The sequence below is a fragment of the Maricurvus nonylphenolicus genome (assembly GCF_042854845.1).
Classification (GTDB): Bacteria; Pseudomonadota; Gammaproteobacteria; order Pseudomonadales; family Cellvibrionaceae; genus Maricurvus; species Maricurvus nonylphenolicus.
Genome location: NZ_AP031498.1, coordinates 1,876,697 through 1,896,890 on the forward strand (window position 1 = coordinate 1,876,697; position 20,194 = coordinate 1,896,890).

Sequence of the window (20,194 nt, forward strand, 5' to 3'; positions counted from 1 at the left end):
TATTTCGGGCGAGGAAATAATCATGACTTTAAAACTGAATAACGATGCCATTGTTCCTGTCGTACTGTGTGGCGGTAGTGGTACCCGTATGTGGCCAATGTCACGAACCCAGTACCCCAAGCAGTTTCTCAATTTGACTGGCGATGCATCATTGCTACAAAAAACGCTACAGCGCCTGGAGTTTCTTAGCCAACCAGGCATTCTGGTGTGCAATCAGGATCACCGCTTTCTGGTCGCAGAACAAATGCGCACCCAGGGTTATTCTGCAAAACGAATTTTGCTGGAACCTTGTGGCAAGAACACCGCTCCCGCAATTGCCCTGGCAGCACTTAACGCTATGGCACAAGGAGATGACCCACTACTGTTTGTGGTAGCGGCAGACCATGTTATTCAGGATCAGGCTGCGTTTGTAAGCTCCGCCATGCAAGCGGCCGCCATGGCCACCAAAGGTGTATTGGTGACCTTTGGTATTAAGCCAACCTGTGCGGAAACCGGTTACGGTTATATCGAACCGGGCGCATCGCTGGATGAGCACAGTTATGTCATTGAGCGTTTTATTGAGAAACCAGATCAGCAAACCGCTGATGAGCTGTTCAACAGCGAAAACTATCTGTGGAATAGCGGCATGTTTATGTTCCGGGCTTCAGCGTTCTTGCACGAACTGGAGTTATACCAGCCAGAGATTTACAACTGTTGTCTGGAAGTCAGCAAAGCGCAAAAAAATCAGGAAGATTTTGTCTATCTTGATGAAGCTCTGTTTAGCGAGTGCCCATCTCTGCCAGTTGATATTGCCGTCATGGAAAGCACTTGCCGCGCTGCGGTGGTGCCGGTGGATTGTGGCTGGACCGATCTGGGTTCCTGGAACAGTCTTTGGGAAATCTCCGAAAAAGATGGCAATCACAATGCCATTCTTGGTGATGCCATGGCGCTGGAGAGTCACAACAACCTGATTAAAGCCAATAACCGCTTGGTATCCCTGGTTGGCGTAGAGGATCTGGTGGTGGTAGAAACCAGCGATGCGGTACTGGTGGCCCATAAAGATCATATGCAATCAGTAAAACTGGTTACGGAGCAGTTGAAATCACAGCAGCGCTCGGAGCACGCACTGCACCGTCAGGTGCACCGCCCCTGGGGTAAGTTTGACTCCATTGATAGTGGGGAGCGTTTTCAGGTTAAGCACATCACCGTGCGCCCGGGCGAGAGGCTTTCATTGCAAATGCATCACCACCGCGCTGAGCATTGGATTGTGGTGTCTGGTACCGCCAATGTAACCCGTGGCAATGTTTCGCAACTGGTGAGTGAAAACGAATCGGTTTATATCCCTATCGGTGAAACCCACTGTTTGGAGAATCCGGGCAAGGTGCCCTTGGAACTGATTGAGGTGCAATCTGGAGCCTATCTGGGGGAAGACGATATTGTCCGCTTCGAGGACCAGTACAACCGCGCATAACCTTATTTGCCATGCTTACCCCGATGGTGTGGCGAATTCATTCAGACTCGGGGACATGATCCACCCTGGCCCAACAGTACTTACTCGCCCAAAGTGCTGTTGGGCATCTTTTTATGGGGCTTTTCCCCTGTCACAGAGCTGTTTGAACGCCCCAGAACGGCGTATAATCCCCGCCTTTGCGGCTACAGCAGAGATCTGTAGTCCCCTCGACAACCCTGGATTCTGAGATAGCTATCCTATGACCGTTCGCACCCGTATTGCGCCGTCACCGACCGGTGATCCCCACGTAGGTACTGCCTACATTGCCCTGTTTAACCTGTGTTTTGCCCGTCAGCACGGCGGCCAGTTTATCCTGCGTATTGAGGATACCGATCAGGCTCGTTCCACCCCGGAATCCGAACAGGCCATTCTCGACAGCCTGCGCTGGTTAGGCCTGGATTGGGATGAAGGTCCGGACAAGGGCGGTGACTTTGGCTCATACCGCCAAAGCGAGCGTGCCGATATCTACGCGAAATACTGCCAGGAGCTGGTGGACAAAGGCCATGCCTTCCACTGCTACCGCACCCCGGAAGAACTGGATGAACTGCGTGAAGCACGTCGCGCCGCTGGTGGTTTTACCGCCCTGAAGCCCAGCGAGCTGAAGCTGTCTGATGAGGAAGTGACCAAACGCAAAGAAGCGGGTATGCCTTATGTGGTGCGTATGAATGTACCGGAAGGCGAGGGCCCATGCCCGGTAGACGATATGCTGCGTGGCACTATCGAGCTGGATTGGGGCCAAGTGGATGCTCAAATTCTGCTCAAGTCTGACGGTATGCCTACCTATCACCTGGCCAACGTTGTCGATGACCACCTGATGGGCATTACCCACGTACTGCGTGGTGAAGAGTGGATTAACTCCGCGCCCAAGCACAAGCTGCTGTACGAATACTTCGGTTGGGATATGCCGCAACTGTGCCACCTACCACTGCTGCGTAACCCGGATAAGTCCAAACTGAGTAAGCGCAAGAACCCAACTTCAATTCTGTACTACCAGCGTATGGGCTTCCTGCCTGAGGCGGTAGTGAACTACCTGGGCCGTATGGGCTGGTCCATGCCGGATGAAAGCGAGAAGTTCAGCCTGCAACAGATGATCGATAACTTCGATGTGCAGCGTGTATCTCTGGGCGGCCCTATCTTTGATGTGGAAAAACTGTCCTGGTTGAACGGCCTGTGGATTCGTGAAGACCTGAATGTTGATCAGTTGGCTGACCGTCTGCAAGACTGGGCGCTGAACCGTGACAACCTGTTAAAGGTACTGCCGTTGGCACAAACGCGTATGAATACCCTCAGCGACTTTGCGCCGCTGTCGGCTTTCCTGGCGGCCGGTCAATTACCTCTGACTGAAGACAGCTTTGCCGAGATTAAACTGGACGAAGAGCAGCTCAAACAAACCCTGCAGTTTGCCCTGTGGCGCTTGGAAGCGCTGCGTACCTGGGAGCGCGATGAGATTTTCAACACACTGAAAGAACTGGCAGGGCAATTGGATATTAAGATGAAGGACTTCCTGGCACCACTGTTTATTGCGATTGCTGGTACTACTGCATCCTTCTCGGTATTTGATTCCATGGTGTTGTTGGGCCCAGATATGAGCCGTGCGCGTTTGCGTCATGCCTTGAATGTGAAAGTGGGTGAGCTGGGTAAAAAGCAGCTGAAGAAGCTGGAAAAAGCTTACGCTTCTTTAGGTTAAACCGCATCATCCCGGGGCGAGCTTGTAAAACGCTCAAGCTCGCCCACCAGCTGATGGTGACAAGAGGTTACCGCGTTAGACAAATTAACCAATAACCGCTTGTCCTCATCTCTTGCGGCTTCTTCTAGTTGTTCTGCCAAATCCTGCAATGCCATCGCACTCAAATTTCCGGCGACACCTTTAATGGCATGGGCTGTATTGAGTGTTTCTTCGAAATTATTGCTGGCAATAAAGGCCTTTAACTCGTCTAACCGGGCTGGCATGTCCTGAATATATAAAGACGCTAACTTGGCGACTCGCTCAGGTTTATTGTTAACACGACGTAACACAGAATGCTGATCCCATACCGGCTTTTTGGGTTGTTTTAGCTTGCGGCTTGTTTCTACGGGCGTTGTGAAGGGGTCTGTTTTTTTGGGCACAGGATTAGGTGAAACCGGTGTTAACCATTTGGCGAGAACCTCTTCCAGCAAGGCCGTGTCTATTGGTTTACTGATGTAGTCATCCATGCCTGCGTCCAGGCAGTGTTCTTTGTCTCCGGCCATGGCATTTGCAGTCATGGCGATAATCGTTATGTTGCGATTGTGATCACCTGCTTTGCCCGCCCTGATATTTTTTGTCGCTTCGTAGCCATCCATTTCCGGCATTTGGCAGTCCATTAATACCAGAGAGTAGACATCACTACCTTCAGCGTGCTTCAGAGCGTGTAGCGCTTCTATGCCGTTACCGGCAATATCCGCATCCAGATTGATATCGTGGAGGATTTCCTTGGCTACCTGCTGGTTGACTTGATTGTCTTCCACCAAAAGTATTCGTTGGGATTCAGGCCAGTCTAGCGTCGTTGGTTGTTTGGTGGCATCGAGGCTGCGAACAAAGTGTCGGGTAACCAGGGGTTTGGCCTGATCCAGCGTTGAGCCCCCATGGGCGACCACAGCTAGAGCATCATGTAAGTCTGAAGGTGTGGCGGGTTTAGGGAAATAGCCATCAAAACCCAGATCGGAAAAGTACTGTGCATCTCCTCGTGTATTAAAGGAGGTCATCATAATTAGCTTTATATTGCGAAAGCGGGGGTTAGCTTTCAGTTCCTGGCCCAGCTCTGCGCCATCCATATCGGGCATACTGTAATCCAGTAGACCTATATCAAAGGGAGCCCAGTTTGCATCTATCTCGTCCTGGCAGTCGTTGCTGCGCCGCTGACAAATAGCCAGTGCTTCTGAGGCAGATTTAGCTTGAGTGACATCGCATCCCCACTGCTCAAGTTGAGTGCTGATAACTTCCAAATTGGTATCGTTATCATCAACCAGCAACAGTTTAAGATTTGATATGTTGGTTGGTGGTTTTCGGGGGGGGGGATTTGTTGGCTCTTTTCGAGATCAATGGTAAAGGTAAAGCTGCTACCTTGATCAGGGGCACTGGACACATGTATATCACCATTCATCAAATTGCAGAGTTTTTTGACGATGGAAAGACCCAGGCCGGTGCCGCCATATTTCCTGGTAGTTGATGCATCGACTTGGGTGAAGGTATTAAACAGTCTGTGTTGTTTGTCGGCTGGAATACCTATGCCCGTATCGGTGACTTTGCAGGTTAGATGTAGTTTTTCGTTGTCCAGTGCTTTCAGATTGGCGGTGATAACAATTTCACCTTCGTGAGTGAACTTCAAGGCGTTACTAATCAGGTTAGTGAGTATCTGGCGTACCCTACCAGGGTCGCCTTTCACCATGGTTTGCTTGACTTCAATAATATTAAGAATAATCTCTATGCCTTTTTCCTGGGCGCGCAGTGCCATGCTCTCGATAAGTTCTTCCATCAGGCTTTGGAGATTGAAATCAATAATTTCAAGTTCCAGCTTACCAGCATCAACTTTAGAGAAATCGAGAATATCATTAATGATGTTAAGCAGTGATTGTGCGCTTGTATAAGCGATTTTTGCTTTTCTGTGTTGCTCATGATTCATATCTGATTTTATCAGTAGCCCCAGCATGCCGAGTACACCATTAATGGGAGTGCGAATTTCGTGGCTCATAGTGGCCAGGAAGTCTGATTTATACTGACTTGATTTCTCAAGATCATAGGCTTTTTGTTCTAGCTCTTTTTGTGTTTGAATTAAATCCTGATTGGTTAGTTGAATTTCACGTTTTTGCTGGGTCAGCAGTTCTTTTTGTTCCTCTAACATCGCGTTGGACGCATTCATACTTTCGGTCGAATCTTTCAAATTCAACGTCATCTGATTGAAGGCGTCGGCCAATTTACCAATTTCATCATTGCTCTCGATTTCAATGCTCTGGGAGAAATCTCCGTCGGCAACCCGCTGTGTACCTTCATTCAGTTTAAGTAAGGAGTTTAGAATGGTTTTCAGCAGGTAAAACCCGGCTATAACAACAGCCAAAATGGTGGTGATGGCTCCGATAACTGTTTGGTACAGTGTTACTTGTGCGGCAGCTTCTGCTTCACGGGAACGTATATTGATCAGCTGATGCTCAACTTCGATAAACGCTTTAATCTGTGACTGAATAGTTTCAATAAGGTTTTTCCCGCGTTCAGTCTCAATCAAGCGTGTCACGTCTGCCATGGTGGCACCGGATAGATCCAGTTGTCGGCGAAGGAGGATTTCAGGTTCTCCAGCCTCATTCTTCCATTGTTGTGCTTTTTTTCTTAGCTTTTCTATCTTATCGAGCATGACTTCAGTGTCGTAACCCTGTTTTATGAGCTGTCTTAACTGCTCGAAGTGCATTGCTATATCTGCTTTGCCTATCACATATGGCTGTAGAAACTCGGGTTTACCTGACAGCAAAAATCCACGCTTACCAGTCTCCATGTCGACGATGTCTTTCTCCAATTCGGCAATAAGACGTTGGGCGCTCTGGTTTTGTGCGTTACTAAAGGTTTGGTTAAGGCTGGATTGAAAGTAGCGAATCTTGTCGAGAATACTTTTACCCAGGCCAGATGAGAGGGTGTTAATAATATCCTGGAAAGAAGACTTACCTTCGTTTACCTCCTTTCTTAGTGCTATTTCAGGTTCAGCAGATTCGGTTAACCAGGTGTTGACCAGTGCTTCCAGGTTGTCTAATTGTTGTAGGCTTTCTTCAACGTTAAACGCCTGCTTGGCAATATTTTGCAGTTCAGCGATGCCTAGCCGGAGATTCTTTTCTCCTTCGTTGTAAGGTTCAAGGAAGGTCTCATCTCCAGTGATGATGAAACCCCGTTCGCCAGTCTCTTGGTCGACCAGGTATTTGGAGATATTGATCGCCGTGTGAGAACCTTTAACGTTTCTGGCCTTAATGAAATCTCTGTTAATTTCATCGATTAATTGCCTGGCCTCATCCAAGAGTTTTTTACCTTTACCTTCCTGTAAAACCTGCTGGATTTGTGCGAGAGAAGAATCCCGGCTCTTCTTGGTCTGAGATACTTTGCTCAAGTTTAAGGTGATAAAGTCTCTTTGCCATGTGGCAATGCGTGTAATTAATTGGTCGATAAGGGGTTGGGTTTCCGGTCCATAGGACGCCGCTATGTCAATAACTAACTTGTGGGTGGTATGTTGCTCATTAATCAACTTCTCAAGTTGACTGGATTGGCCAGTGCTAAGGAACTGGCTGTAGTGGACTTGTTGTTGTCTGATGCTAAGATTCAGGGTGTCGATTTTTTGTGTTAAAACTATCCGTCTGGTGCTTGGGATATTGTCTTTAAGTACGTCAAGCTGGGCTTTGATTTCTTGAATATGGCGGTCAGATTCTTCCGGTGCAATAAGTTTTTGAATTTGTTCAAGGGGGGAAAGTCCGGTCTCGTTAATGGCTCTACGGTCTTCAATCTCTTTCTGGGCAGCGTCTTTCTCCCAGTCGTTCATAAGTGTTTCTATACGCTCAACTTCAGTAAGTGTCTGTAGCGGGTCGTACGAATCATTTGCCATTGCCTTAAGGGATTGCAATTTTTTCTTAAATTCAACCTGGCCAATATGAAAGGGCTCGAGAAACGGCTCTTGGCCTGTAATCAGGAAACCACGTTGGCCGGTCTCCTGGTCTACCATGGATTTGGCCAGGGAAATCACCAGGGTTTGAGCCTGCTCATTATCGGCTTTTTTATAGATGTTCAATAACCTGTCGAAGTTTCTGCGCATCTCATCGAGGATGAACTTGCCTTTTCCCTGGGCGAATATCGCTTCAATATTTTCTATGCTGCTCGCGTCAGAGCCTCCCAGATAGGTTTGTCGGCGCATCTCAATCTCTGGTGTAGCCACTTCGTCGAGCCATTGCTCGGACAGATTTTCCAGCGTTTCAAGGGTAGCGTTGACGGTTGTTTTACTGGGGGAGTTTAAGATGATGGATTTCAGTAGGCCTATATGACGGTTAAACTGATCTTTGCCAAGGTGGTAGGGGGCAAGGAAGTCTTCATCCCCGGTGATCAAAAAGCCTCGCTCCCCGGTTTCCTGTTCTACAACGTCCTTCATCACCGAGGCCAGAATCATTGAGGCTTCCTGGTTGTTGGCAGCAATAAATTTTTTGTCCAGTTCTGTGGCTGTCTGACGAATGGCGTCCAGAATATTTTTACCGGTCTTATTCTCCAGCAAGGTTTCAATGTGATCGATACTGATGCTTGAGGTTGTTACCTTGCGACGCTGGTTAATTTCAGGGGTGGCAGCGGCTTGCAGCCAGACTTCTGCGTTATTATTGATCTCGATAAGCTTTTCAACTTGGGGCGGGTTGTCACTCACCAGAGTTTTGGTTTTTTCGATTTCGCGTTGCCACTCTTGCCTTGCTTTATTAAAAGGGACAAGAAAACTCTCCTTGCCGGTAATTAAAAAACCTTTCTCGCCAGTTTCCATTTCGAGAAGCAGTTTTTCCAGTAAGTGCCCTTGAGCAATAACTTGATGTGTATGTTCGACCCATTTGTTGGTTTCAATCAGTGACTTAGCATTGAGGTAAACCGTGATGGCCAACAAGCTGGTAAGGGCAACGGGGATAGCGAAGCCAGCAATTATCTTTTGAGTAATCGTAAATTGCTTTAAGAGCTGAGCAGGGGTTTTCATAATAGTGATGCTTACAATAGCAATTAAACGCAAATAGACTCGAAATCAGTTGAGAAAACCCTATAAAAAGCATGGTTTATTGTGCAGATGAATAAACCCGCTTCTGATACTTAGTAATGATAGCGGGTGTTGCGCAGTACTGCTCTTATTGTGTCGGTTTATATAGACGAAGCTTTATAGAAAAGGATCTATATATAGTGCTGGATGATTTCGCACAGCTCTTCAATAAATCTTTTATCCAGCGGGGCATGACCACTCATCATGCGATACCAAATGGCGCCAAAAATAAGGTCCAGTAGGGTATCGAGTTGAGCCTCTGATTTCTGGTCAGTATCGGCAACTGCGGGATTTGATTGGATAATTATTGCAAGCTGAGTTCGCCTTGGCTGAGAAAAGTTTTGCCATACCTGTTCAGCAAACTCTCGGTCTGCCTGGGCCCTGGCCATTAGGGCGGTAAACAGTGGGCCGCGTTCGTTGGCTCCTTCAAAGGTTTTGCTGAAAAACGCACGAATGTCTGCTTGGTAATCTCCTGTGGGCTTGGGAAACTCCGGCAGGTTTACCAACTCTATCGCCACTTCCAACGCAATTTCGTCACGATCCTTATACCAGCGATAGATAGTCGTGCGACTAATGCCCGCTCGCTTGGCCACCGCATCAATGGATATCTGATTAAAACCGTCCTCCAGCATAGCGGCCAGGAAGGCCTGATGGATGGCCTGGCGGACTTCTTCGCTGCGGGGGCGACCGCGGGTAGGGGGAGTCATAGGCTTGGTGGGTATTCCGGTCAAAAAGTGGTGGGCAGTTTACCTAAGCTCGTTGGGAGTGTCCCGAACTATTTACAGTGCACAGTGTTCATTATAGTATCGATTAAAAGAGTACACAGTGTTCACTAAATATTGGAAGATCTTGATAGAGAAGAGAGAGACCTTATGGCTACCAACTTTGAAACCATTCTGTACGAGGTAAGTGACAGGGTTGCAACCCTGACCCTAAACCGCCCTGAAAGGCTGAATGCCATCAACTTCCAGTTGGCCAATGAGTTGCCTATGGCGGTGCAAAAGGCGGCAGCCGATCCCGACGTGCATGTGATCGTGTTGCAGGGTGCAGGCAAGGGCTTCTGCGGAGGATATGACCTTACCGAGTATGCCGAGGACCACGACGAAGGCCCCTGCACTCAAGACATTATGCCCTGGGACCCAACCCTGGATTTCCAGGCCATGTGGGGCAACACGGAAAACTTTATGTCCCTGTGGCGCTGTAACAAACCGGTGATTACCAAAATCCATGGCGCAGCGGCTGCTGGTGGTAGTGATATCGCCCTGTGCAGTGACATGATTATTATGGCCGATGATGCCGTGATAGGTTACCCGCCTGCTCGCGTCTGGGGTGTGCCTACCACCATGATGTGGGTCTATCGCCTAGGCATCGAAAAAGCCAAACGCATGTTGTTTACCGGTGACTTAATTACAGGCAAAGAAGCCGAAGACATGGGGCTGATTTTAAAATCCGTACCGGCCGATCAACTGGATGCAGAAGTACAAAAACTTGCCGACCGTATTAAAGGTGTACCACGTAACCAGTTGATGATGTGCAAAATGTCGGTCAACCAGGCCTACGAAAATATGGGCCTGAAAACCACGCAAATGTTTGCCACCATGTTTGATGGTGTGGCCCGTCATTCCCCAGAAGGTAAATGGTTTGAAGAGCGTGCTACCGAGGCGGGTTTTAAACAAGCGGTAAAAGAGCGGGATAGTGGGGCCCCCATAGCAGAGGGCCGCAGTAAAGATTTTCGGGAGCTAGGCTTGAGTTAAGCTGAAGCTACCAGTTGATGACTTCTCAACAGGCTTTCAATTTCCGGAATACTGTTGGGATCATCAATGGTGGAGGGAATTGAATAGTCCTCCCCATTGCTGATCTGGCGCAGCAGTTTACGAAGAATCTTACCCGAACGGGTTTTCGGCAAACGCTTGGCAATCAATGCGGTTTTAAAACAAGCCAAGGCACCAATGGTATTGCGCACACTGGCTACCAGCTCGGCATTGAGCTGTTGCTCTTCAATATCGGCGCCGTCTTTCAATAACACCAAACCAATCGGCAACTGGCCTTTAATCGGGCAACTAATCCCAATGACCGCACACTCAGCCACCGCTGGATGGCCAGCCAACACTTCTTCCATTTCGCCGGTAGATAAACGGTGGCCGGCCACATTAATCACATCATCGGTACGGCCCATAATAAACACGTAACCGTCGTCATCTTTATAGCCGCCGTCACCTGAGGTGTAATAACCTTCAAACTGCTCAAGATAACCGGATTTAAAACGCCCAAAATCACCCCATACTGATGGTAAGCAAGCCGGTGGCAGAGGCAATTTAATAGCCACGTTGCCTTGCTCGTTAGGGCCAAGTTCATTGCCCTCGTCATCTAAAATACGCACATCAAAACCCGGTGAGGGCAGGGTGGCGGAACCAGGTTTACAGGGCTTGGGATCTACACCCATCAAGTTGGAGCAAATGCCCCAGCCAGTTTCGGTTTGCCACCAGTGATCAATCACCGGCAGGCCGGTAATCCCGGTGACCCAATTGTAGGTGGGAGGATCGAGGCGCTCGCCAGCCATAAAAATGGTTTCCAGCGCACTCAAATCATACTGCTTCAGGAATTCCGCATCGGGATCTTCTTTCTTAATTGCCCGAAACGCTGTGGGTGCCGAGAACAGGGCTTTGACTTTATATTCTTCTGCGACACGCCAAAAGGCGCCGGCATCCGGTGTGCGCACTGGTTTGCCTTCATACAGCACGGTAGACAAACCCGTCAGCAGCGGGGCGTAAACAATATAGGAGTGGCCCACAACCCAACCGACATCCGAGGCCGCCCAGAACACATCGCCCGGCTGCATATTGTAGATAGCGCTCATACTGTAGCGCATGGCCACGGCATGGCCGCCGTTATCACGCACCACACCTTTGGGTTTACCGGTGGTGCCAGAGGTATAGAGAATATAAAGCGGGTCGGTTGCGTTAACCGGTGTGCAGGGGGCTTTGGGCGCATCGCTAATGGCAACATGCCAATCCAGATCCCGGCCTTCAATCATGCTGGCAGGTGCCTGCGGGCGCTGCAGGATAATGCAGTTATCCGGCTTGTGCTCGGCCTGCTCAATAGCGGCATCCAACAGTGGCTTGTATTCAATAATACGGTCAATCTCGATACCGCAGGAGGCAGAGACGATCACCTTGGGCTGAGCATCATCAATCCGCACAGCCAGTTCACTGGCGGCAAAACCACCAAATACCACTGAGTGCACGGCGCCCAGGCGGGCACAGGCCAACATGGCTATAGCCGCCTCGGGCACCATCGGCATATAAATCAGAACCCGATCGCCTTTCTTCACCCCTTGCTCCTGCAGGGCGCCGGCAAAGGTTGCTACACGAGCGGTCAGTTCGGCATAGGTAATGGCTTGCTTGGTTTGGGTAACGGGGGAGTCGTAGTAAATGGCCACTTGCTCGCCACGGCCCTGTTCTACATGATAATCCAGCGCCATATGGCAGGTATTCATAATGCCATCGACAAACCAGCGGTCGATACCGTTGGCATCCTTGGCCAGTGGCGTATCGGGGAATTCAAACCATTCCAGTTGCTTGGCTTTCTCAGTCCAAAATTCACCTGGGCGTTGAATCGACGCCTCATACTCGCTGGAGTAACTCATTCCGTTTTCCTCTCTTGTCTCTCTTTTTACTCTCTCGGGCCCCCAGATTCCTGGGTAACCCTTGTAATTATGTGTATATATGGCTGATGTTAGGTGACTGGTAAGTCTTTGGCTATGCGACTTCAGTCTACCCTTAGCCTTTTGGAGCAGCCTACTTCTCCCCCATTGTGAGTAATTCTGAAGGAGTTTGCCGTTAAATACGGGGGGAGATGGCGACAATATAAGGTCAGATGCTGACAGGGCAGATGAGAGCTGGTCGTGGTCTTCCTGCGAAGAAAGCTGCCATACTAAGAGTAAGTACCTGCCAACTTCGGAAGCTCACATGAAATCCCTTTCTGCCAAATTGCTGGCCACGCTGATAATACTGTTTACCACCCAAGGTGCTTGGGCCATGGCTCTGGGCGAACTGAGTACCCAAACTCGCTTGGGCGACAGGCTGCAAGCTCAAATCCCCATCAAATTGGGCGGCACCGAATATGGTGTGGACGACCTCCATGCTCAGCTGATGAATAGCCAGGAAGCAGCCAAATACGGGGTAGAACTGCTGAGCAGCCGCTACCAGTTCCAGCTCAGTATCAGCGAGCAAGACGGTCAGCTGGTGGTAAACGTCAAATCTCGCAAACCCATCACCGAGCCCTTTATTAACCTGATGCTACAACTGGCCTGGCCCGGCGGCTCGCTGGCGCGGGAATACACAGTAATGCTCGACTACTGAGTTTCCGGGGTCTGTGGCCAAATCACCAAAACCTGAGACTTTTCAATAGCTTATTTAGCGAAATAGTAGTTGACACAAACATGAAGGGTGATAGAATGCGCTCCGCTTTCGCAGGAAAGCCACCTCCACGGTGTAAAACTGGTTTTTAAAAAAGGGGCCTTAGCTCAGCTGGGAGAGCGCAACACTGGCAGTGTTGAGGTCAGCGGTTCGATCCCGCTAGGCTCCACCAAATTTAAAAAGCCCGCATCGTCAGATGCGGGCTTTTTTGTGTTTGCCTCTCCTTGACCAATTAATGGTGCTAAATTTGGTGTGAGATTGTTATTGAGTTGGAGCTATCAAGTTTGGCGATGGCCTTATCTAAATCTTGTCATCAAACGGGTAATCAAACTCCCACTGTTTAAATAGTTGTTTCATTTTCTTTGTTTTATAAATTTTCGGCATCCGCTGATCCCAAATACTCTTGAACTTTTGGCCTTTGGCGGTATCAGCAAAGGCCGGGTATAACTTCAGCTTGATTAGGTCCTTAATGATTAAGGATTTATCACCCGGATAAAATTCCTTTTTTGCCAAGCCAATATCAATTTCGGCGTCCAGGAAGTAATCGATACGGCCTCGTTTGAGCATCCTCAAAATACTCTTGCGATTGTTCAACTCATGTATTTGCATTGGCACGTCGATATAAAGATGGTAGGCATAACCTGTAATCCAGGCTACCTGTTTGTTGGTTAATGATTCTATTCCTTCGAAAGTAGTGTGGTTGTCTTTGTTGTACATAACGCTGACAACTTCCGCGTCGAAGTGCCATTGGGGGTAGAGGGCAAATTCTCTTTCATTGAGGTAGGAAGCAAGCCAGGCATCTGCACGTCCGCGTTGTACATAACTCACCGCGGTTTCGTAGGGAAAGGTTAATGTTTTTACCTTTATACCAGCAGGTTCGTAGACATAACGGAAGATGTCCCAGTAGAGCCCGGTACCATCGCTAAGTGTCGCTCTCTGCCATTCTTCACTGGCAAGAAGGATTTCATCAAGCTTCTCTGCTTTGGCATGTACAGAGAAGAGAAGGGAAAAGGTTGCCAGCAATATAAAGAGTAACCGGTAAACCATTAGATGCTTTAAAGACCTTTTACAGAGATAAGGGCAATGCTATTAGTATAGTCGCTGAGTACAGGTTAGATTTATATCTAAAAATCCATTAAAAACAATGAGTTAGTTGGCTTGCGGACTTGCTGCTATGCTTTTTATAACATGTCATTGTTCTTCGATTTCTAAGGTGATTTATGGATTCTCAGGTCAGGGTGCCGCAGGGCTTTAGGTTATTTGCTTTCGATGAGATAGATTCAACCAATACCGAAGCCAAGCGCAGGGCTGACGAGGGCTGTGTCAATAAATCGGTATTTTGGGCTACCACACAAAGCAAGGGCCGTGGGCGCAAGACCCGCAGTTGGATCTCCGATGAAGGTAACCTGTTTGTTTCGGTACTGGTGAAAGATATGGCGCCAGCCGAGAAACTGGCAAACCTGTCAGTGATTGCTGCCATTGCCATTGGTGAGACCATTGCCGATTTGGCACCTGCCGACTGTGATATTAAATATAAATGGCCCAATGATGTGCTGATCAATGGTCGTAAAGTGGTGGGCATTCTGTTGGAATCCGGTATCTACAAAGAGTCTCACTGGGTGGTATTGGGGACCGGGGTCAATGTGTCCAGTAATCCGCCGGATTCTGAAATTATGTACCCTGCTGCAAATCTAAAGCGGTGTGGTATCGATGTTGAGGTAGCTGACCTGCTCAGTCATTACCTGGATAAACTCGATGGCTATTTAGCCCAGTGGCAAACGCAAGGGGTTGCCGAATTGATTAAGATCTGGCGTGCTCGTATGGCCGGGTTAGGTCAGCGAATTCATGTGCAGCTCACAGAGGATGAGCGGGTAAGCGGAATTTTTAAAGAGCTTTCCGACGAAGGCATTCTGATTCTGCAAACGGATTCCGGACAGGAGCAAGAAGTGTTTTCCGGGGATGTTTTTCTGTAGAAGCCCATCATTCTGATTTCACAGAAGGTATGCCTGCGCCCAGGTTTATGAGCCAAACAGGTGTTTGAATTCTGTCGGACAGACTGTAAGATTGCGACAGTCAGTTTATTGCCAGAAAGGAATCACCCTTATGACCATACCCGCCGATGCCTGGGATTTTCCCAACCCCTTTATCATCGAGGTCTCTGCCGAAGAGTCCGACATTGACAGCTACAACCATGTCAATAATTCGGTCTATGTGCGCTGGTTTGATGAATGTGCCCGTGATCACTCCAAAGCCGTGGGGGTGGATACCGATGCAGCTAAAGAATTGGGCAACGGCATGGCGGTACGCGAAAGCAATATCCAATATCTGCGTTCGGCCTATTTGGGCGATAAAGTTCAAGTGGCCAACTGGATTGTAGAAAATGACGGACGCTTGCGTGCCAGGCGTCACTTTCAATTAATTCGAGTGTCGGATGGGGCTACCCTGGTAAGAGCAGATTTGGATTATGTCTGTATCAATATTGCCACGGGCAGGCCGTCTAGAATGCCTAAGCGGTTCCAAGAAAAGTACTGTGATGAACGCACTATCACACAGACTGACCCCGTTACTGAATAGACTGCTCAGTTGCAGGAAAGACGTTTAGGATTTACTGTATAAGCTTCTTAATAAGTCTTAGTTCAGCGGGTTATGCCTTCCACCTACACCACCATTGGCGGTTTTCCTTTGATGGTTGCCAAAGCGTTAGATTCCTATGGCATCGATGGTAATGCTGTTCTGGCGCGATGTAATATTGACCCGCAGTTGCTATCAGACCCTGACTTCCGCGTACCTATCGATCAGTTGGGCAAGTTATTGGAAGTCTCAATTGCCGAAACGGGTGACCCTGCCTTTGGCCTAAAAGCTGGTACCTTTGTGTGTCCCACCACATTTCATGCCTTGAGTATGTCTATGTGGTTATCCTCCAGTCTTAAAGATGCGTTTGATCGCGCTGTCAGTTATGGTCAGTTACTGAGTGATGCAGGTACCTCGGGTGTTGAGGTGGGGGAAGATGAGTATTGCTATTGGACGGAATTGGCTTCTCCTGAGCAGGACTTTGTTCACACCATTCAAGTTGCCGCAATGGATGCGCTGTATTCGGCCGTGGTTACCCTGTGTCGTACGCTCTGCAATGACAGTTTTGCACCAAAACGTGTCTCATTTATGCGCGATGAGCCGGAAGATATAAAACCTTATCAGGATTTCTTTCGCTGCCCGTTAGAGTTCTCTCACCCGCGTATTGCGTTGTGCTTTGATAAAGCAACCTTTGACAAGCCGCTGCCTACGGGGCACCCGGAGCTGCTGAAACACAGTGACCATGTGATTATTGAAAGCATGAATCGCTTTGACAAGCAGGATATTGTCGGTCGCTTACGGGCCAAGCTTTTGGAGCGTCTACCCAGCGGCAAACCGACCCAGAAAGATATCGCCTTTTCAATGAATACCAGCCTGCGTAGCTTGCAGCGAAAACTCAGTGAACAGGGCTTAACCTACGAACAGGTGCTGGAGGATGTTCGCCGCGATCTGGCCCAGAAATATATGGCCCAGCCCCATCTGTCCATTGGTGAGATCAGCTACCTGCTGGGCTTCGGTTCGCAAACTAATTTCGCCCGCGCTTTTAAATCCTGGATGGGCGTTACCCCGCGTGAGTATCGCGCCAAGCAGGGCTTGTAATCGGGCCTTGCTGCAAATTCTTCCCTGAATTAATCATATTACGCAAGTCGTTCTTCACTCTGCGCCATTCTCCTGGCGCGCCATTGTTCTTCGAATTCAGTCCAGTAGGATCGGTTTAGCTAAACCGAATAACAATAAAAACAAGACTGAACTTGAGGAGAAGACGATGAGAGAGAGTAGTAAAAACAACATCAACCAACGTATAAAAAAGCCGCTGGCTGGTGTCATTGCGTTGCTCGCTGCTGGTAATGCGATAGCAGAAAGCTTTGTATTGGAAGAGGTCATTGTGACCGCCCAAAAACGTTCCCAAAGTATGCAGGATGTGCCACTGTCCGTAAGTGCGATTGGCGGCGAGCAGATATCGGATATGAATATGACCGGGCTGGATGATCTATCCGGTTATGTACCCAACCTGACGATCAATGAGGGGGGAACCTCAACCAATATTTATATTCGCGGCTTTGGTTCGGGCGCCAATGTTGGTTTCGAGCAGTCGGTTGGGATGTATATCGATGGCATTTACGCCGGGCGTGATCGCCAGTTCCGCTCTCCGTTTTTGGATCTAGAGCGTGTGGAAGTCTTGCGTGGCCCACAGGGAATTTTGTTTGGTAAAAATACCATTGCCGGTGCGATCAATATTACCACCGCCAAACCTTCCGAAGAGTTTGAAGCTAATGTGCGTGTCGAAGTAGAGCCGCGTTATGATCAGTACAGTGTCTCGGGTGTGGTCTCCGGCCCACTGGCAGATAATCTTGCCGGTCGTTTAGCTGTCACTCAATCTCAAAGTGATGGCTTTTTTGAAAATACCGCTATTAATAGCGATGGCCCGGAAAAAGATGAAGCGGCAGTGCGCGCAAGCCTGGTGTGGGACCTGAATGAAGACACCGCAGTAACTCTGAAGCTGGAGCATGGTTACTTCGATGTGAAGGGCAGCAATATTCGCCAAACACGTACCCAGAGTTTGGCGAATATTGCTGTTAATCCGTCAGCATTGGCTGCCATGAGTGCAGGTGGCCCACTGGCGGGCGCGTTGATGTTTCCTAACAATGCTTACCTGGCGGGTCTGGTCGCAGATGCCAATGCGAATGGTGGCATGCTTTCACCCACGGTCACTGGCGATTATGCCGATTTGTTTACGCTCAGTGATGCGGGTTATAGCACTGACTCATACAAGCAATCGATGGATCAGCACATTGCTGAAACCGATAACAACAATGTGGTGCTTACCGTTGATCACAGTCTGGGTGAATACACCTTAACGTCAATTACCGGTTATTCCGCTTATGAAGCCATGGACAATCAGGATGTCGATTACTCGGCGGTTGATGTTCTGGGGCGTTGGGTTGAGCAGGAGTTTGAGCAAGTCAGCCAGGAGTTTCGTATCACCTCACCACTGGGTGAGCGCTTTGAGTATATCGCCGGGTTTTATTATCAACACAGTGAGCTGGATTCGCTACAGCGAACGGATGTTAACTTCAGTTCGCTCGCGGGTTACCGACAGGATCTCGATATCGCCTTGGCGGCAGGATTGGCGCAGGCGGGTCTGTTTAACGGTGCGACGGATTTCGGTGCTCCCTTTGGTGTGATTCCAAACCTGCATACCCTGGCGAGTCTGCCAGCCATTGGCAACACCCGTGATTTTGATCAAACCTCGGATACCTATGCCTTGTTTGGCCAGGGTACTTGGCACATTCGGGAAAATCTCGCGCTGACAGTCGGTTTGCGTTACTCGTTGGAAGAAAAGGAAGCCCAGCGCCGCTTAACCATTGTTGAGCATGGAACCTTAAATGCTGTCTCCCCAAGTGACCCAAATTATGTGCTGGCCGCCGCCATACTTAATCTCACCAGCGGTACCGAGGAGCATGCGGTTAAAGAGGATTTGAAAGAAGAGCAGTGGACACCGTCGCTTAACCTTAGTTGGGATGTTAACGATGATGTGATGTTATACACCAGTGCCTCTATCGGTTACAAAGGCGGTGGTTTTAACGAAGCAGGTATTGACGATCCCAATGCGGGGGGCAAACCGTTTGGTTTTGATGAAGAGAAAGCCACGTCCTACGAGATCGGCGGAAAGCTCACCTTGCTGGATGGTGCCGCGCGTTTAAACTTCGCACTTTTCTATACCGAATTTGAAGGTTTACAGGTGAGTACGTTTACCTCTGATGGGTTCACGGTTGGTAATGCCGGTGAAGCCATTTCGCAGGGGATGGAAGTCGATGGTATGTGGCGCCTCAGCGAAAGCCTGACGTTAAGTGGTTCAGCGGCCTACCTTGATGCCCGCTACGGTGAATTTGACAGTGCGCCTTGTACGGTTGCCCAGTCAGCGATGGATGCAAATTGCTCCCAGGATTTAGGTGGCAAAGAGCTTATCTTCTCGCCAGAGTGGTCGGCTAATGTGGCGTTAGATCATGTTACTGCGCTTTCTGATGCTTTAGAGCTGCGCTCACGTCTGGACATGAACTTTACCGACAATCATTACCTGGCCAATGATCTCGATCCTATCGATGAAGAGGCAGCCAACACGATCTTTAATGCTCGTGTTGCCCTGGCCGCTGCCGATGGCGGTTGGGAAGTGGCGTTGGTAGGTAAAAATCTGACCGATGTGGAAGTGCGCAATTTTGCCGCCGATACGCCGTTATTGACGGGCGCTCATGTCGGTTTCTATAGCCCGCCTCGTACTATCTCTATTCAGGGCATGATGGCTTTTTAAACCCTTAAGTAAGCGTCATCAGCTTAGCGCTGATGACGCTTCTGATCTCGCTTTGCCTGATGGTAATGCTTCCCACCACTTCGACATGAAATTAATAGACGGATAGCTTATGGCAATCACAGCACCAATACGCCTCTATGGCACCTACGGTTCCCCCTATACCCGCAAAATGTTATCACTGTTGCGTTACCGCAGAATTCCCTATCAATTTATGCAGGGTAGTCAGGGTGGCGCACCGGAAGAACTGCCTAAACCTAAAGTGGGTTTGTTACCCACCTTTTATTTGGAGTCTACAGATGGGCCGCTGGAAGCCGCTGTTGACTCCACGCCATTAATCCGTCGCTTTGAGGAATCTTTTTCATCGCGTTCAGTCATCCCGCACGACCCTGCGATAGCCTTTATTGATTATCTGTTGGAAGACTATGGTGATGAATGGCTTACCAAAGCCATGTTTCACTACCGCTGGTCTTTCCAGGCAGATATCGAGAAAGCTGGCATCATTCTCTCGCTTGAACACAATCCTTCTTTACCGGAGGAGGATTGTGTCTTTTTTCAAAGCCATTTTGCCACCCGACAGATATCCCGTTTAGGGGTTGTAGGTTCTAATAAGATTACTGCACGAGTGATCGAGAGCAGTTATAAACTATTCCTGCAGGCCTTTAACCAAATTCTCACCCAGAGAACGTTTATTTGTGGTGATTGCCCGGGCAGTGCAGATTTTGCCTTCTATGGCCAACTCACCCAGCTAGCGGGTTTTGATCCAACCCCCATGGCATTGACCCTGGAGTTGGCACCACGCGTATTGGCCTGGATGAACTTTATGGAAGACCTCTCGGGCCATGAAATTCCTGCGGATACATGGGCGAGCCGTGACGATATTCAAAACACTTTACAGCCATTACTTGCCGAAGTAGGGCGTACCTATGTGCCTGTGATGTTGGCCAATGCCAAAGCGTTAGATCAAGGTTTAGCGCAAGTGGAAACCCAGGTAGACGGTAAACCCTGGCAACAAAACCCTTTCCCCTATCAAAAACGTTGCGTCGAGTGGATTCGCGGCGAGTATTTAGCCCTGTCTGAATTAGACCGTGAATGGGTCGATGGTGTCCTGGCAGGCACCGGCTGCGAAAAGCTATTGCAAGACTAA

14 protein-coding genes and 1 tRNA gene are annotated in these 20,194 nt (G+C 49.0%); 10 read left to right on the forward strand and 5 right to left on the reverse strand.

The window, feature by feature from the left end:
* Positions 1-22: 22 nt before the first annotated feature.
* Together ACGHZ6_RS08050 and gltX are read left to right on the forward strand one after the other, a co-directional pair.
* Positions 23-1,450: a mannose-1-phosphate guanylyltransferase/mannose-6-phosphate isomerase gene (locus ACGHZ6_RS08050; RefSeq protein ID WP_390618317.1), complete on the forward strand. Its 1,428-nt coding sequence runs from the start codon at positions 23-25 to the stop codon at positions 1,448-1,450.
* A gap of 238 nt (positions 1,451-1,688) precedes the next feature.
* Entirely contained in the window at positions 1,689-3,176 is a 1,488-nt protein-coding gene (gene gltX, locus ACGHZ6_RS08055; protein WP_390618318.1) for a glutamate--tRNA ligase, read from the forward strand.
* Here the strand turns inward: gltX and ACGHZ6_RS08060 are convergent.
* The 3 genes from ACGHZ6_RS08060 to ACGHZ6_RS08070 form a co-directional block, all read right to left on the reverse strand.
* Positions 3,173-4,453, reverse strand: a complete 1,281-nt coding sequence (locus ACGHZ6_RS08060; RefSeq protein WP_390618319.1) for a response regulator — start codon at positions 4,451-4,453, stop codon at positions 3,173-3,175. The genes gltX and ACGHZ6_RS08060 overlap by 4 nt on opposite strands.
* On the reverse strand, positions 4,336-8,196 hold the full coding sequence (locus tag ACGHZ6_RS08065) for a CHASE3 domain-containing protein (RefSeq protein ID WP_390618320.1): 3,861 nt from the start codon (positions 8,194-8,196) through the stop codon (positions 4,336-4,338). The genes ACGHZ6_RS08060 and ACGHZ6_RS08065 overlap by 118 nt, the downstream gene beginning before the upstream one ends.
* Before the next feature lie 188 nt (positions 8,197-8,384).
* The gene (locus tag ACGHZ6_RS08070) at positions 8,385-8,960 is read right to left on the reverse strand and encodes a TetR/AcrR family transcriptional regulator (RefSeq protein WP_390618321.1); all 576 of its coding nucleotides are present in this window, start codon (positions 8,958-8,960) and stop codon (positions 8,385-8,387) included.
* Positions 8,961-9,125: 165 nt separating this feature from the next.
* Between ACGHZ6_RS08070 and ACGHZ6_RS08075 the strand changes: the two genes are divergently transcribed.
* Entirely contained in the window at positions 9,126-10,007 is an 882-nt protein-coding gene (locus tag ACGHZ6_RS08075; RefSeq protein ID WP_390618322.1) for a crotonase/enoyl-CoA hydratase family protein, read from the forward strand.
* Here ACGHZ6_RS08075 and ACGHZ6_RS08080 read toward each other — a convergent pair.
* The gene (locus ACGHZ6_RS08080; RefSeq protein WP_390618323.1) at positions 10,004-11,899 is read right to left on the reverse strand and encodes a propionyl-CoA synthetase; all 1,896 of its coding nucleotides are present in this window, start codon (positions 11,897-11,899) and stop codon (positions 10,004-10,006) included. The genes ACGHZ6_RS08075 and ACGHZ6_RS08080 overlap by 4 nt on opposite strands.
* 322 nt (positions 11,900-12,221) lie before the next feature.
* Between ACGHZ6_RS08080 and ACGHZ6_RS08085 the strand changes: the two genes are divergently transcribed.
* Positions 12,222-12,614 (forward strand): FimV family protein, encoded by a 393-nt coding sequence (locus tag ACGHZ6_RS08085; RefSeq protein ID WP_390618324.1) that lies wholly within the window; start codon positions 12,222-12,224, stop codon positions 12,612-12,614.
* Between the two features lie 153 nt (positions 12,615-12,767).
* Positions 12,768-12,843 (forward strand) — tRNA-Ala (locus tag ACGHZ6_RS08090).
* 128 nt (positions 12,844-12,971) lie between these two features.
* On the opposite strand, the gene ACGHZ6_RS08095 is transcribed toward ACGHZ6_RS08090, so the two are convergent.
* Positions 12,972-13,694: a substrate-binding periplasmic protein gene (locus ACGHZ6_RS08095; protein WP_390618325.1), complete on the reverse strand. Its 723-nt coding sequence runs from the start codon at positions 13,692-13,694 to the stop codon at positions 12,972-12,974.
* Positions 13,695-13,891: 197 nt separating this feature from the next.
* Here ACGHZ6_RS08095 and ACGHZ6_RS08100 point away from each other — a divergent pair, with 197 nt between their 5' ends.
* The 5 genes from ACGHZ6_RS08100 to ACGHZ6_RS08120 all read left to right on the forward strand — a co-directional run bounded on the left by ACGHZ6_RS08100 (position 13,892) and on the right by ACGHZ6_RS08120 (position 20,194).
* Complete coding sequence (locus tag ACGHZ6_RS08100; RefSeq protein ID WP_390618326.1) at positions 13,892-14,644, forward strand: biotin--[acetyl-CoA-carboxylase] ligase; 753 nt, start codon at positions 13,892-13,894, stop codon at positions 14,642-14,644.
* Between the two features lie 130 nt (positions 14,645-14,774).
* Positions 14,775-15,245 (forward strand): acyl-CoA thioesterase, encoded by a 471-nt coding sequence (locus ACGHZ6_RS08105; RefSeq protein ID WP_390618327.1) that lies wholly within the window; start codon positions 14,775-14,777, stop codon positions 15,243-15,245.
* A 72-nt stretch (positions 15,246-15,317) separates the two neighbouring features.
* Complete coding sequence (locus ACGHZ6_RS08110) at positions 15,318-16,340, forward strand: AraC family transcriptional regulator (protein ID WP_390618328.1); 1,023 nt, start codon at positions 15,318-15,320, stop codon at positions 16,338-16,340.
* 166 nt (positions 16,341-16,506) lie between these two features.
* Positions 16,507-19,050: a TonB-dependent receptor gene (locus tag ACGHZ6_RS08115; protein WP_390618329.1), complete on the forward strand. Its 2,544-nt coding sequence runs from the start codon at positions 16,507-16,509 to the stop codon at positions 19,048-19,050.
* 109 nt (positions 19,051-19,159) lie between these two features.
* Positions 19,160-20,194: a glutathione S-transferase N-terminal domain-containing protein gene (locus ACGHZ6_RS08120; protein WP_390618330.1), complete on the forward strand. Its 1,035-nt coding sequence runs from the start codon at positions 19,160-19,162 to the stop codon at positions 20,192-20,194.